General features: G+C 74.5%; 11 protein-coding genes. 5 read left to right on the top strand and 6 right to left on the bottom strand.

Going from position 1 to position 12,967, the window contains the following annotated elements:
* Positions 1 to 10: 10 nt before the first annotated feature.
* The 3 genes from WDV86_RS09075 to WDV86_RS09065 form a co-directional block, all read right to left on the bottom strand.
* Complete coding sequence (locus WDV86_RS09075) at positions 11 to 775, bottom strand: class I SAM-dependent methyltransferase (RefSeq protein ID WP_339567300.1); 765 nt, start codon at positions 773 to 775, stop codon at positions 11 to 13.
* Positions 772 to 1,296: a GtrA family protein gene (locus tag WDV86_RS09070; protein WP_339567299.1), complete on the bottom strand. Its 525-nt coding sequence runs from the start codon at positions 1,294 to 1,296 to the stop codon at positions 772 to 774. Before WDV86_RS09070 ends, WDV86_RS09075 begins: the two co-directional genes overlap by 4 nt.
* A 352-nt stretch (positions 1,297 to 1,648) precedes the next feature.
* Positions 1,649 to 1,990, bottom strand: a complete 342-nt coding sequence (locus WDV86_RS09065) for a hypothetical protein (RefSeq protein ID WP_339567298.1) — start codon at positions 1,988 to 1,990, stop codon at positions 1,649 to 1,651.
* A gap of 272 nt (positions 1,991 to 2,262) precedes the next feature.
* Here WDV86_RS09065 and WDV86_RS09060 point away from each other — a divergent pair, with 272 nt between their 5' ends.
* Both WDV86_RS09060 and WDV86_RS09055 read left to right on the top strand, forming a co-directional pair.
* Positions 2,263 to 3,201, top strand: coding sequence for a putative RNA methyltransferase (locus WDV86_RS09060; protein WP_339567297.1), 939 nt, complete (start codon positions 2,263 to 2,265; stop codon positions 3,199 to 3,201).
* A gap of 35 nt (positions 3,202 to 3,236) precedes the next feature.
* Positions 3,237 to 5,636, top strand: coding sequence for an excinuclease ABC subunit UvrA (locus tag WDV86_RS09055; protein WP_339567296.1), 2,400 nt, complete (start codon positions 3,237 to 3,239; stop codon positions 5,634 to 5,636).
* Between the two features lie 8 nt (positions 5,637 to 5,644).
* Here WDV86_RS09055 and WDV86_RS09050 read toward each other — a convergent pair whose 3' ends face one another.
* Positions 5,645 to 6,901 carry a metal-dependent hydrolase family protein gene (locus WDV86_RS09050; RefSeq protein WP_339567295.1) on the bottom strand — a complete coding sequence of 419 codons (1,257 nt, stop codon included), beginning with the start codon at positions 6,899 to 6,901 and terminating at the stop codon, positions 5,645 to 5,647.
* A gap of 168 nt (positions 6,902 to 7,069) precedes the next feature.
* On the opposite strand from WDV86_RS09050, the gene WDV86_RS09045 reads away from it, so the two are divergent.
* Together WDV86_RS09045 and WDV86_RS09040 are read left to right on the top strand one after the other, a co-directional pair.
* The gene (locus WDV86_RS09045; RefSeq protein WP_339567294.1) at positions 7,070 to 8,473 is read left to right on the top strand and encodes a sodium:solute symporter family protein; all 1,404 of its coding nucleotides are present in this window, start codon (positions 7,070 to 7,072) and stop codon (positions 8,471 to 8,473) included.
* A 19-nt stretch (positions 8,474 to 8,492) separates the two neighbouring features.
* Positions 8,493 to 9,770: an MFS transporter gene (locus tag WDV86_RS09040; protein WP_339567293.1), complete on the top strand. Its 1,278-nt coding sequence runs from the start codon at positions 8,493 to 8,495 to the stop codon at positions 9,768 to 9,770.
* Between the two features lie 75 nt (positions 9,771 to 9,845).
* On the opposite strand, the gene WDV86_RS09035 is transcribed toward WDV86_RS09040, so the two are convergent.
* Positions 9,846 to 10,835, bottom strand: a complete 990-nt coding sequence (locus WDV86_RS09035; protein WP_339567292.1) for a Bug family tripartite tricarboxylate transporter substrate binding protein — start codon at positions 10,833 to 10,835, stop codon at positions 9,846 to 9,848.
* A gap of 266 nt (positions 10,836 to 11,101) precedes the next feature.
* On the opposite strand from WDV86_RS09035, the gene WDV86_RS09030 reads away from it, so the two are divergent.
* Positions 11,102 to 11,335, top strand: a complete 234-nt coding sequence (locus WDV86_RS09030) for a hypothetical protein (RefSeq protein WP_339567291.1) — start codon at positions 11,102 to 11,104, stop codon at positions 11,333 to 11,335.
* 97 nt (positions 11,336 to 11,432) lie between these two features.
* On the opposite strand, the gene WDV86_RS09025 is transcribed toward WDV86_RS09030, so the two are convergent.
* Positions 11,433 to 12,938 (bottom strand): tripartite tricarboxylate transporter permease, encoded by a 1,506-nt coding sequence (locus WDV86_RS09025; protein ID WP_339567290.1) that lies wholly within the window; start codon positions 12,936 to 12,938, stop codon positions 11,433 to 11,435.
* Between the last annotated feature and the right edge of the window lie 29 nt (positions 12,939 to 12,967).

Genomic DNA, 12,967 nt, shown 5'->3' with positions numbered 1-12,967 from the left:
CGCGCGGCGCTCACCGGGGCCCGGGCACCTGCGCGACGCCGAGCACCGACTGCCCGAAGGGCGGGGTGACGACCTTCTCGAGCACCCGGGTGACGGGCACGACGACGCCGTCGTAGACCCGCACGAGCCCCGGCCTCGGCGAGCCGACGCCGCCGCGGCGCACCGCCGCCCACCAGGCGATCCCCCCGAGCAGGTTCACCGGGCGCACGAGCCGCGTCGTCAGCCCGGCGCCGTCGAAGGCCGCCCGCAGCGTCGCCGGCGTGTAGCGGCGCACGTGCCCGACGCGGGCGTCGAAGTCCCCGTACAGCTGCATGTAGCCGGGGACGAACATGACGACGGTCCCGCCCGGCTCGACGAGCCGCGCCAGCCGCCGCAGCGCGCCGGCGTCATCCTGCAGGTGCTCCAGGACGTTGGCGGCGAGCACGGTCGCGACGGGCGCCTCGAGGTCGGGCAGCTCGCCCGAGAGGTCGAGCCGCCGCGCCTGGACCTCGGGCCGGTCGGCGAAGCGACGCGCGATGTGGGCGACGGCGCCTGGGTCGACGTCGGTGACGACGTGCCGTTCCAGCGACATGCCCTCGGCGAAGGTCGCCGCCAGCTCGCCGAGCCCGGCGCCGACCTCCAGGAGCGAGCGGCCGACGTGCGGGCGCATCAGCTCCAGCTGGTAGGCCTTGTAGTTCGGCTGCGCCGCGCCGGCGCCCTCCTCCAGGCTCCGGCCGGTGGCCTGGGCGAAGGCGCCCGCGCCGTCGTCGTCCGGGCGCGGCGCCGTGCCGCTCATGGGTGCTCCTCGGTGGGCTCGTCCGCGCCGGCGCCAGGCCCGCTCGCACGGGCCGCGGCACCGGCCGGCACCCTCCCACCGCGGTCGGGCAGGCGCCGGAAGAGCTGGTGCAGCAGTGCGTACCGGACCAGGGCCAGGACGGCGTAGACCCCGAGGAAGGCCGCGTTGACGCCCGCGACGACGACCGCCTGCGTGGCCCCGGCGCCCTCCAGCAGGTGCTCGGTGAGCCTCGTCGCGCCTGCTGCCAGCGTCACCGTGCCGAGCACGACGGCGACGTACGGCGCCACCTCTCGGCGCACGTCCGGCCGCCCGTCGACGCGCCACACCCACGCCCGGTTCAGCAGGTAGTTGGGGACCGCACCCGCGAGCCACCCGAGCACGGTGGCCGCCGTCGTCGACCCGGTGAGCGCGTACACGAGCGCGAAGGTCGCCACCGAGCACACCGTCGCCACCCCGGAGCCGGTGGCGTACCGCACGAGCCGGCGCAAGTGCCCGAGCAGCAGCGCACGACGGTCGGGCATGGGGCGGAGCGTAGGCGGGAGACGGCGCCGCGACCGCTGCGTCGCCGACCGGGGACGACCTGCGGGATGAAAGGGGCCAGTCCGCCCGGATGCGCGTCTGCAGCCCTGACGCCGGCGTGCGTGGCCAGCGACCTCTCTCACGACAGCTGGCTCCGCCGGAGCTCGCGGACTCCTCGACCATGACCAGCCGACACCGGTAGGTGTTGATGGTGCGCGAGCTGCTCCGTCTGTCGCGATGCGTCGTCAACCGTCGCCCCACAGCCGCGAGGGAAGGCCTGCGCTCGTCATCATGCCGAGGGAGGCGGCCACCTCGTCATGCCGACCACGGAGGCAGCAACCATGGGCGTAAAGACTAGTACGTGACGAAGAAGACGACGGCCGCAGAAAGCAGCACACTGAGCACATGGAGGGTGAGGGCGCCGATGAGGTCCTTTCCCCTGCTTGCTCGACAAGCAACGGCCAGGGCCGTCACCGGCACATGGGCGAGCAGGGTGGCCGCGCCGACGTCCCAGATCGTCGGACCGCTGGCGAGCTGGAATCGGTCCGATGCGGTGGAGAGGACGACGGAGGCTACGACGAGGTGCGCGAGAATGCTCGACAGGACAATGGCCCACTTGCCCAGTGCTTGCTTGGACGGGAGTCCGCGACCGGCCTCAGCGTCTTCGACGGGCGTGTTCGTGGCGCGTCTCGACATGTGTCGGCACATCCTCTTGCATTGGTCTCGTGTCGCTTGACGCGACAAGGAGCATAGGCGGCGCGGGTTGCAGGTCAGGTCCCACAAGCCGTGACCTGCTCGATCCTCTGGCGACCGGGGACGCCCTACCGGCGGTCTGGGCCAGATCACCCGGTGGCGCGTCCTCGGTCGGGGTCCGACGGGGAGCGTCGATGCCCTCGTCTTCAGGCATCTCGGCGTGGCGCTAGACAGCCTCAGACGCGCCGATCGAGCTGGCCCCTACCCTCGACCGCGTGAGCGCGCCTGTGCCCGCCGCGCTGCTGCGGGTGCTGCGGTGCCCGGTGTGCGAGCAGGGGCTCACCGAGGACGGACGGCGCCTGCTCTGCCCCGCCGGGCACGCCTTCGACCGCGCCCGGCAGGGCTCCGTGACGCTCGGTCGCGGCCGTCGCCCCAGCCAGAACGCCGACACCGCCGCGATGGTGGCCGCGCGGGCGGAGCTGCTCGCCAGCGGGCTCTACGACCCCGTGCGCGCAGCCCTCGCGGCCGCGGTCGCGGCCGCCCTCCCGCCCCCACCCGCCGAGCCGGACCCGCCCGACGAGCCCGACGAGCCCGGCCCGGCCTCCGCCCCGCCCGTGGTCGCCGACCTCGCCGGCGGCACCGGCTGGTACCTCGCCGGCGTCCTCGACCACCTGCCCGAGGCGCTCGGCCTCTGCCTCGACCTGTCTGCCCCGGCGCTGCGCCGCGCCGCCCGCGCCTCCCCCCGCGCGCTCGCCGTCGGCGCGGACCTCCGCGACCCGTTCCCCCTGCGGGACAGCACCGTCGACGTCGCGACGAGCGTCTTCGGGCCCCGCGCCGCCGCCGAGACCGCGCGCGTCCTGACCGCGGGCGGCGCGCTCGTCGTCGTCACCCCCGAGCCCGACCACCTGGCCGAGCTCGCCGCTCCCCTCGGCCTGGTCGGCGTCGACGCGGCGAAGGACGAGCGGCTCACCCGCTCCCTGCCCGGCTTCACCCGGCGTGCGACGACGAGCGTCCGCGAGCGCCTCGACGTCGACCGTCACCGCGCCCGCGCGCTCGCCGCCATGGGCCCCAGCGCCCACCACACCACCGCGCAGGAGCTCGACGCGCGCGTCGCTGGCCTCGCCGCGACGACGCCCGTCACCCTCGCCGTCACCGTCAGCACCTGGACCCCGCCGCCGGAGGGGGCCACCATCGACTCCCGCGCCGACCGATGAGCCCGCCCGGGCCCCGGCGCCGAGAGGACAGGCCCATGGCTGCCGGCACGACGACGCACCAGGTCGACCACGGGGCCGACCACCAGGCCGACCAGCACGACGTCATCCGCGTCACCGGCGCGCGCGAGAACAACCTCCGCGACGTCAGCCTGGAGATCCCCAAGCGCCGGCTCACCGTGTTCACGGGCGTCTCCGGCTCGGGCAAGAGCTCACTGGTCTTCGGGACGGTCGCGGCGGAGTCCCAGCGCCTCGTCGACGAGACCTACAGCGCCTTCGTCCAGGGCTTCACGCCGACCCGCAACCGCCCCGACGTGGACCGGCTGGAGGGGCTGACGGCCGCCATCGTCGTCGACCAGGAGCGCATGGGCTCCGACCCGCGCTCGACCGTCGGCACCGCCACCGACGCCGGCGCGCTCCTGCGCATCCTGTTCAGCCGCCTCGGCGACCCGCAGGTCGGCCCGCCGAGCGCCTTCTCCTTCAACGTCCCCTCGATCCGGGCGACCGGCGCGATGACGGTCGAGCGCGGCGAGCGGCGTGCGGTCCGCCAGGAGTACACCCGCACCGGCGGCATGTGCCCACGCTGCGAGGGCCGCGGCGCCGTCAGCGACGTCGACACCAGCGCCCTCTACGACGACACGAAGTCCCTTGCCGAAGGCCCCTTCCTCGTCCCCGGCTACAGCATGGACGGCTGGTACGGGCGCATCTTCAGCGGCAGCGGCTTCCTCGACCCCACCAAGCCGATCCGCGACTACACCGCCCGCGAGAAGCACGACCTGCTCCACAAGGAGCCGACGAAGATCAAGGTCGACGGCATCAACCTCACCTACGAGGGGCTCATCCCGAAGATCCGGAAGTCGTTCCTGTCCAAGGACGTCGAGTCGTTGCAGCCGCACGTGCGGGCCTTCGTCGAGCGCGCCGTCACCTTCGCCACCTGCCCCGAGTGCGACGGCACCCGCCTTGCCGCCCCCGCCCGCTCCTCCCGCGTCCGGGGCGCGACCATCGCCGAGGTCAGCGCGCTGCAGGTCAGCGACCTCGCCGCGTGGGTCCGCGGGATCGACGAGCCGTCCGTCGCCCCGCTCGTCGCCGGCCTGCAGCACACCCTCGACGCCCTCGTGGAGATCGGCCTGGGCTACCTCTCCCTCGACCGCCCGCCCGGCACCCTCTCCGGCGGCGAGGCGCAGCGGGTGAAGATGGTGCGGCACCTGGGGTCGGCGCTCTCCGACGTCACCTACGTCTTCGACGAGCCCACCGCCGGCCTCCACCCGCACGACGTCGCCCGGATGATCGACCTGCTCACGCGGCTGCGGGACAAGGGCAACACGGTCCTCGTCGTCGAGCACGAGCAGCAGGTCGTCGCCGTCGCCGACCACGTCGTCGACCTCGGCCCGGGTGCCGGCAGCGGCGGCGGCCACGTCGTCTACGCCGGCGACGTCGCCGGGTTGCGCACCAGCGGCACGCTCACCGGCCGCCACCTCGACGACCGCGCCCGGCTCAAGGATGTCGTCCGCACGCCGACCGGTGCGCTCGCCCTCCGCGGCGCGTCGCTGCACAACCTGCGCGGCGTCGACGTCGACGTCCCCCTCGGCGTCCTGTGCGTCGTCACGGGCGTGGCCGGGTCGGGCAAGAGCTCGCTCGTCCACGGCTGCCTGCCGACCGGACCCGACGTGCCCGAGGTCGTCTCGGTCGACCAGACGCCGATCAAGGGCTCCCGGCGTAGCAGCCCGGCGACGTACACGGGCCTGCTCGAGCCGATCCGCAAGGCCTTCGCCAAGGCCAACGGCGTCAAGCCCGCCCTCTTCAGCAGCAACTCCGAGGGCGCGTGCCCCGCGTGCGCCGGCGCGGGCGTGGTCGAGGTGGACCTCGGGCCGATGACGAGCGTCCCGGTGACGTGCGAGGAGTGCGAGGGACGCCGCTTCGACGCCTCGGTCCTGGAGCACCGCCTCGGCGGCCTCGACATCGCCGAGGTGCTGGCGCTGCCGGTGCAGGAGGCGCTCGGCGTCTTCTCGGCGGGTGAGGCGAGGACGCCGGCGGCGGCGAAGGTCCTGCAGCGCCTGGTCGACGTCGGCCTCGGCTACCTCGTCCTCGGCCAGCCGCTGACGACGCTGTCCGGCGGCGAGCGCCAGCGGCTCAAGCTCGCCGCGCACATGGCCTCGCCCGGCGGGGTCTACGTCCTCGACGAGCCGACGACGGGCTTGCACCCCGCCGACGTCGGGACCCTGCTCGCGCTGCTCGACCGGCTCGTCGACGCCGGCACGTCACTCGTCGTCGTGGAGCACCACCTGGCCGTCGCGGCCCACGCCGACTGGCTGCTCGAGATGGGACCCGGCGCCGGCCACGACGGCGGCCGGCTCGTCTTCGCGGGCACGCCCGCCGACCTCGTCGCCGACGCCTCGACCCTCACGGGTCGACACCTCGCGGAGGCCGTGGGTCGCTGAGCCGGCCCTCACCCGCCGCGGTGGACCACGCGTCCGTCCTTGACGACAGCGCGCAGGGTCTCCTCCGGGCGCGCGAGGACGGTGACGTCCGCCAGCGGGTCGCCCTCGACGACGAGCAGGTCGCCGTACGCGCCCGGGGCGAGGACGCCGATCTCGCCCTCGCGCTGCAGCAGGCGGGCGGCCGTCGTGGTGGCCGAGGCCAGCACCTGCGCCGGGGTCTGCACCTGGGCGCGCAGGGCGATCTCCTCGCTCTGGTGGCGGTGCATGCCGCCGAGCAGGTCCGTGCCCAGGACGACGTCGACGCCCGCGCGGGTCGCGCGGTCGACCGTGTCCAGCCCGGCCTCCAGGACGCTCGCGACCTTGGCGACGCTGTCCGCCGGCAGCCCGTGCTCGGCGCCCTCGCTCGCGAGGTGCTGGTAGGTCACGAGCGTGGGGACGAGGAAGGCGCCGTGCTGGAGGAACAGCTCGAGGCAGGCGTCGTCGACGAGGTTGCCGTGCTCGATGCACCGCACGCCCAGGCGCAGCGCCCGCTCGACCGACCGCGAGGTGTAGGCGTGCCCGGTGACGTACCGGTTCTGCGCCGTCGCCTCCTCGACGACGGCGCGGATCTCCGCCTCGCTGCTCTGGGTCGAGTCGATGCGGTCCGTCGGTGAGGCCACCCCGCCCGACAGCATGATCTTGATGTGGTGCGCACCCGTCCGGAGCTGCTCGCGCGCCGCCAGGCGGAAGGCCTCGGGGCCGTCGACGACGGCTCCGATCCCGGCGCCGCAGGGCGTCCCGACGTGCGACGAGCGTCCCGGTGGGCGGCCGTCGCCGTGGCCACCGGTCTGGCTCAGCGCCTTCCCGCCGAAGAACAGGCGGGGGCCACGCAGCAGGCCCTCCTCGACGGCGGCGGCCAGGCCGTGGTCGGCGCCGCCGACGTCGCGCACGCTCGTGAAGCCGCGCTCGAGCATCCCCGCCAGGATCTGGGTCGCGTGCGCCGTCACGTAGGACGGCGCCCACTCGGCCTGGGCGAAGAGGTCGGCCGTCGCGGCGGTCACGTGGACGTGCGCGTCGACGAGCCCGGGCATGACGGTGCGGCCGCCCGCGTCGAGCACCTCGACGCCCTCGGGGCCGCGGACCTCCTCACCGCCGACGGAGGTGATGCGCCCGTCCTCCACCAGGACGCGCGTGGCGCCCGAGTAGGTCCCGGTCGCGACGTCGAGCACCCGCCCCTCGGTGACCAGCAGGGGTGTGCTCGGGCTGTCGGCCACGGCCGTCGTCATCTCCTCGCGTCGTCCTCGCGGCACCCGGGGCCGATGCGCCGCCAGTGGGCATGGCGTCACCCGTCGGCGCCGCCGCGGTGCCACTATCGCCGCCGAGGGGCGGCCGCGCCGCCCGCCACGCCGCCTCTCGGGCCAGGTGCCCGCCTCTGCCAGCCCCGGAGACCGCCCGTGAACCCCGTCCACGTGACCGTGCTCGTCCTCTACCTCGCCGTCATGGTCGGCATCGGGCTGTGGTTCAGCCGGCGCAGCCAGGTCGCCGGCTCCGACGACTACATGTTCGCCGGGCGCAGGCTCCCGCGGCCGGTGCTCGTCGGCACCCTGCTCGCCACCTGGGTCGGCTCCGGGACCATCATCGGCGGGGCGAACTTCGCCTACACCTACGGCCCGCTCGCGTCGATCTTCTTCTTCGCCGGGACGCCGGTGGGCATCCTCGTGCTCTACCTCGTCGCGGGGAAGGTGCGCGAGGCGGCCAAGCGCACCGTCCCGGAGCTGCTGGAGGACCGTTTCGGCACCCCGACCCGGATGGTGGCGGCCACCATCACGATGCTGGCTTACATCGGCATCGTCGCCTACCAGTTCACCGGTGGCGGCTACGTCCTCAGCCTCATCACCCCGCTGAGCGTGGGGCAGGCGACGGTCGTCACCGGGCTGCTCATCGCCTTCCTCGCGGTCGGCGGCGGGCTGCTGTCCGTGGCGTGGACCGACGCCCTGTCGGCGCTCGTCATCGTCGTCACCCTGCTCGTCTCGCTGGGCTACGTCTTCGTCCAGGACGTCGGCGGGCTGGGCAGCTACGTGGACCAGCTGTCGGCGCCGCTGACCACGCTGACGGGCGGGCTGACGCCGGTGCAGCTGCTCGGCTACTTCCTGCCGCTCTTCCTGCTCATCCTCGCCGACCAGAACATGTACCAACGGCTGGCCTCCGCCCGCGACGCCGGCACGGCGCGCACCTCGACGCTGGGCTTCTTCCTGGCCAGCTTCCTCGTGACCGTCCCCGTGGCCCTGCTGGCCTCGGCGTCCTCCTTCCTCCTGCCGGGCATCGAGCCGGACACGGCGGTCCTCTCGCTGGCGGCCGAGGGCTACACCCCGGCGGTCGTCGGCGGACTGATCCTGGCTGGCGCCTTCGCCTTCGTCGTGACGACGGGCTCCTCCTTCTTGCTGTCCGGGGCCGGCAACGTCGTCTACGACCTGTACACCCGCTTCGCCCGGCACGAGGTGGAGGACCGTCGGAGGCTGCTCGTGCACCGGTTGGCCGTCGTCGCGATCGCCGTCCTCGCCTACGTGCTCGGCCAGTTCTTCCCCTCGGTGCTGGCCCTGCAGGTCTACGCGTACACCGTGTACGGGGTGGCCATCGCCCCCGCCGTCTTCGCGGTGCTCTTCTGGCCCCGCGCGACGTCGGCCGGGGCGCTCGCGTCCATGGTGCTCGCGACGCTCACGACGATCGGGTGGGAGGTGGCGGGGCTGTCGCAGCAGGTGAACGCCGTCATCGTGTCCCTGCCGGTCTCGGTGGCGGCGCTCGTCGTCGTCAGCCTGCTGACAGGCCGCCGTCGCACGCCCGTCGAGGTCGCCGGATGAGGGGGGCGACGTCGCCCGCATGAGGGGCTCGGCCTCCCGGCCGACGACGGCCGAGCGGCGGGCCAGGGCGGCGGTCGCGGCGCTGTTCCTGACGAACGGTGCGCTCTTCGCCAACCTGATCCCGCGCTTCCCGCAGATCAAGGCGGACCTGGAGCTCGGCAACGCCGCGTACGGCCTCGCCGTCGCGGCCTTCCCCGCCGGGGCGGTCGCGGCCGGCCTGCTGGCCGGCCCCGTCGTCCGCCGCCTCGGCTCCGCGCGGACCGCCGTGGCCGGCACCCTCGTCACCGCCGCCGGCGTGCTCGCCGCCGCGCTCGCGCCGTCGGTCGGGCTCTTCGTCGCGGCCTTCGTCGTCGGCGGCGCGGCGGACGCCATCACCGACGTCGGCCAGAACACCCACGGCCTGCGCGTGCAGCGCCGCTACGGCCGCTCGATCATCAACACCTTCCACGCCCTCTGGTCCATCGGCGCCGTGCTCGGCGGGGGCATGGCCGCCGCCGCCATCGCGCTCGGCGTGGGCCGCGGGGTGCACCTCGCCGTCGCCACCGGCGGCTTCTCGCTGCTCGCCCTGCTGGCGCTGCGCTGGTGCCTGCCCGGCGCCGACGAGCGCGACCCGCCCTCCGCGGCCGACGCGCCGACGGCCCAGGAGGTCGAGGCGGCCACCGTGACGGTCACCGGCACGACCGACCCCGCCGGGCCACCCGCGGTGACGAGGCCCCGCCGGCCGCGCCGCGGCCTGCCCACGCGGACCTCGCTCGTCGTCGCCGCGCTCGTCCTCGTCGCCTCCTCGGGCACCCTCGTCGAGGACGCCGGCAGCACGTGGGCCGCCGTCTACCTGTCGACGTCGCTGGGCGCGCCCGCAGCCGTGGCGGCGACGGGCTTCGTCGCCCTCGTCGGCGCGCAGACGGTCGGGCGGCTCCTCGGTGACGTCCTCGTCGACCGCTTCGGGGAGCGCGCCGTCGCCCGCACCGGCGGTCTCGTCGCCGCGGCCGGGATGGGCCTCGCGCTCGCCGTCCCGACCGTTCCCGGCACCGTCGCCGGGTTCGCCGCCGCCGGCCTCGGCGTCGCCACCCTCGTGCCCGCCGCCATGCACCAGGCCGACAAGCTCCCCGGGCTGCGCCCCGGCACCGGCCTCGCGCTCGTGTCCTGGCTCATGCGGCTGAGCTTCCTGCTCTCCCCGCCGCTCGTCGGGCTGGTCGCCGACGCCGCCGGCCTGCGCGTCGGGCTGCTCGTCGTCCCGCTCGCCGGGCTCACCGTGCTCGCCCTGTCCGGGGTGCTGGAGCCGCGCCGGCGGCGGTGAGACCTCGGGGCACCGTGCGGGGCCGACGCCGCGAGGAGGGGCACGTCGTCGAGACCGCGGAGCCGCCGGGCTGAGCTACAGACCTGCGTCGCCCAGCAGCCGGCCGACCCTGGCCGTCTCCTCCTCGACGAAGTCCCGGAACGGCGGGCCGACGAGCTCGGCGTCGATCCAGCGGTTGTTCTCCAGCACGGTGTCCCACTGCTCGGTCCCGAGGGTCTCCTCCAAGATGAGCGTGAGCTCGGCCTCTTGCTCTTGCGTGAGACCGGGCGGGGCCACCACGCCGCGCCAGTTGGCCTGGTGGACGTCGTAGCCCAGCTCGTAGAGCGTCGGGATGCCGACGGCGGGCTGAGGCTCGGGCGCCGACATCGCGAGAGCCCGCAGCCGGCCGGCGGCGATCTGGTCGGCGAACTCGTTGTAGCCGCTGATGCCGATGCTGCTGGCGCCGGACAGCAGCGCCCGGACGGCCTCGCCGCCCCCCGAGTAGGCGATGTAGTTGATCTCGGCCGGCGGGACGCCGACCTCGTCGGCGAGCTGCAGCGCGAGCAGCTGGTCCGTCGAGCCGAGCGAGCCGCCGCCGACGGCGACCGAGCCCGGGTCCTCCCGCCAGGCCGCCACGGCGTCGTCCATCGACTCGAAGGGTGAGTCCGCAGGGACGACGACGACCTCGTAGTCGTCGGTGGTGCGGGCGATGGTCGTCACCTGGTCGAGGCTGACGGGGCTGTCGTTGATCTCCACGCCACCGACCATGGCCGACCCGGTGATCATGACGACGTCACCGCGGCCCTCCATCTGCGCCAGCTGGGCCAGGCCGATGGTGCCGCCGGCGCCGGGGATGTTGACGACCTGCGGGTTGGTCACGACGCCGGTCTCCCGCATCACCGCCTGCAGCTGACGGGCGTTGGTGTCCCACCCGCCGCCCGTCCCGGCGGGGGCGATGATCGTCAGCCCCGTCCTCGCGCCCGCGAGGGTCCCGGTGCTGCGGGCGTCCCACGCGGCCGCCCCCACGAGGGGCACCAGCACGGCGATCCCGATGATGGCCCTCGCGCTCCGTCGCACGCCGTCCACGTCCTCTCGTCCGTCGGTCTCGTCCTCGAGCCCGGGGTCCCGGTGGTGGTGACCTGCAGTATGACGCGGCCGCGCGCAGGGCTGCAGGACCACAGCTGGGGTCGACCGGGAGGCCGCCAGGTGTCGTCGCCGACGAGAGGGCCGGCGCCGACCTAGGCTCCGCGTCTCCTGACCCCTTGGGCGGGCGGCACCCCGGAGCGGTGGCCGCGGTGCCCGGCGGGTCGGGCCGGTCGGAGGTGTCGGGCGAGGGAGGGGGCGGACCGGCAGTGCGAGCCGAGGGCGCTGTCGGCCGGGTCTCCTCGGTCGCCTACCTCGGCGAGGTCGTGCTCGTCCCTCTCGGCTACGTCCTGGCCGGGGTCCTGGCCGAGACGCTCGGGGCTCAGGTGGTGCTCCTCGTCGCCTTCGGGGGTATCGCCGCGACGACGGCGGCGCTGCTCCTGTCCCGAGACCTCAGGGAGCTGCCGGACCACCCGAGGTCGCGCCGGCCCTCCCTCGGGTGAGCCGAGGGGCTGGGGCCTGGACCGGGCGCCGATCGCCCCGTCTGGGGTTCTCTCGGCTCCCGGCTAGAGCACGTCAGAGAGTCGTCGAGAGCGGACCTCACACGTCGGCGCTGCGGCGGCTGCGCACCTTGCTGACGACGGCGAGGGTCACGGCCAGCGCCATCAGCACGTAGATCGTCGTCGAGACGCCGCTGGCGACCAGGGCGCTCGGGTCGCCCTGGCTGATGGCCAGGGTGTTGCGCAGGTTGATCTCCGCGAGCGGCCCGAGGATGACCGCGATGAGCACGGGGGCCAGCGGCACGCCGTGCCGCCGCATGAGGAAGCCGAGGAGGCCGAGCAGGAGCAGGACCACGAGGTCGACGACCGAGCCGGCCGAGACGTAGATGCCGAGCCCGGCGAAGACGGTGATGCCCGCGTAGAGGTAGTGCCGCGGCACCTGCAGCAGCTTCGCCCACAGCGGCGCGAAGGGCAGGTTGAGCACCAGCAGCACGAAGAGGCCGATGAAGAGGCTCGCGATGAGGGCCCACGCCACGTCGCCGGAGCGGTCGAACAGCAGCGGTCCCGGTTGGATGCCGAACTGCTCGAAGGCCCCGAGCAGGACGGCGGCCGTGGCCGACGTCGGCAGCCCCAGCGCGAGCAGGGCGCCCATCGCCGTGCCGGCCGTCGCGTTGCCGGCCGCCTCGGGGCCGGCGACGCCGCGGATGGCGCCGCGGCCGAACTGCGGGTTCCGGCGGCGGCTGTCCAGGCGACGCTCGGTGCCGTAGGACAGGAAGGTCGGCACCTCCGATCCGCCGACGGGGATGACGCCGAACGGCACGCCGAAGCTCGTCCCGCGCAGCCAGGCCGGCAGCGCCTCGCGGAACTCCTTGCGGTTGAGGAAGGGTCGGCCCTGGACCGCCACCAGCCGGGTGCCGCTCTGCCACCGCGACCGCGAGGCGACGTAGAAGACCTCGCCGAGGGCGAGCAGGCCGACGGTGATGACGACGATGCCCACGCCGTCGAAGAGCTGCGGCACCCCCAGGGTGTAGCGCACGGTGCCGGTCTGGCTGTCGATGCCGACGACCCCGACGGTGAACCCGATGACGAGGGCCACGACGCCCTTGAGCACCGAGTCCGCGACGACGAACGCCGTCGCGACGAAGGCGAAGGCGGCGAGGGCGAAGAACTCGGCGGGGCCGAACGCCGAGGCCAGCCCGGCGAGCAGGGGGGCGCCGACCGCGATGATCGACGTGGCGATGAGGCCGCCGGTGAAGGCGCCGATGGCCGACGTCGCGAGCGCCTGGGACGCCCGCCCGTCCAGCGCCATCTTGTGGCCCTCGAAGGTCGTCGCGATGGCCGAGGAGTTGCCCGGCGTGTTGAGCAGGATGCCCGTGATGGAGTCGCCGAAGAGACCGCCGTAGTAGACGCCGGCGAGCATGATCAGCGCACCCGTCGGGTCCAGGGCCAGGGTCACCGGCAGCAGCAGGGCCACGGCCATCGAGGAGCCCAGCCCGGGCAGCACCCCGACCGCGGTGCCGAGCACGGCGCCCAGGAACACCCATAGCATGTTCATGGGGGTGAAGGCGGTGGAGAAGCCACCGGCGAGGTCGGCGAAGACGTCCATGCGGTGTCGCTCCCGTCAGGGGTCGCGGG

It is taken from the genome of Pseudokineococcus sp. 1T1Z-3, assembly GCF_037482365.1.
Lineage (GTDB): Bacteria > Actinomycetota > Actinomycetes > Actinomycetales > Quadrisphaeraceae > Pseudokineococcus.
Note: the sequence above shows the minus strand (reverse complement) of the source record. Positions and strands in the feature narration are given on the sequence as shown.

Coding starts and splice junctions, on each gene's coding strand:
- WDV86_RS09075 (WP_339567300.1), bottom strand. CDS start 775: ATGAGCGGCACGGCGCCGCGCCCGGACGACGACGGCGCGGGCGCCTTC.
- WDV86_RS09065 (WP_339567298.1), bottom strand. CDS start 1,990: ATGTCGAGACGCGCCACGAACACGCCCGTCGAAGACGCTGAGGCCGGT.
- WDV86_RS09070 (WP_339567299.1), bottom strand. CDS start 1,296: ATGCCCGACCGTCGTGCGCTGCTGCTCGGGCACTTGCGCCGGCTCGTG.
- WDV86_RS09055 (WP_339567296.1), top strand. CDS start 3,237: ATGGCTGCCGGCACGACGACGCACCAGGTCGACCACGGGGCCGACCAC.
- WDV86_RS09040 (WP_339567293.1), top strand. CDS start 8,493: ATGAGGGGCTCGGCCTCCCGGCCGACGACGGCCGAGCGGCGGGCCAGG.
- WDV86_RS09050 (WP_339567295.1), bottom strand. CDS start 6,901: ATGACGACGGCCGTGGCCGACAGCCCGAGCACACCCCTGCTGGTCACC.
- WDV86_RS09025 (WP_339567290.1), bottom strand. CDS start 12,938: ATGGACGTCTTCGCCGACCTCGCCGGTGGCTTCTCCACCGCCTTCACC.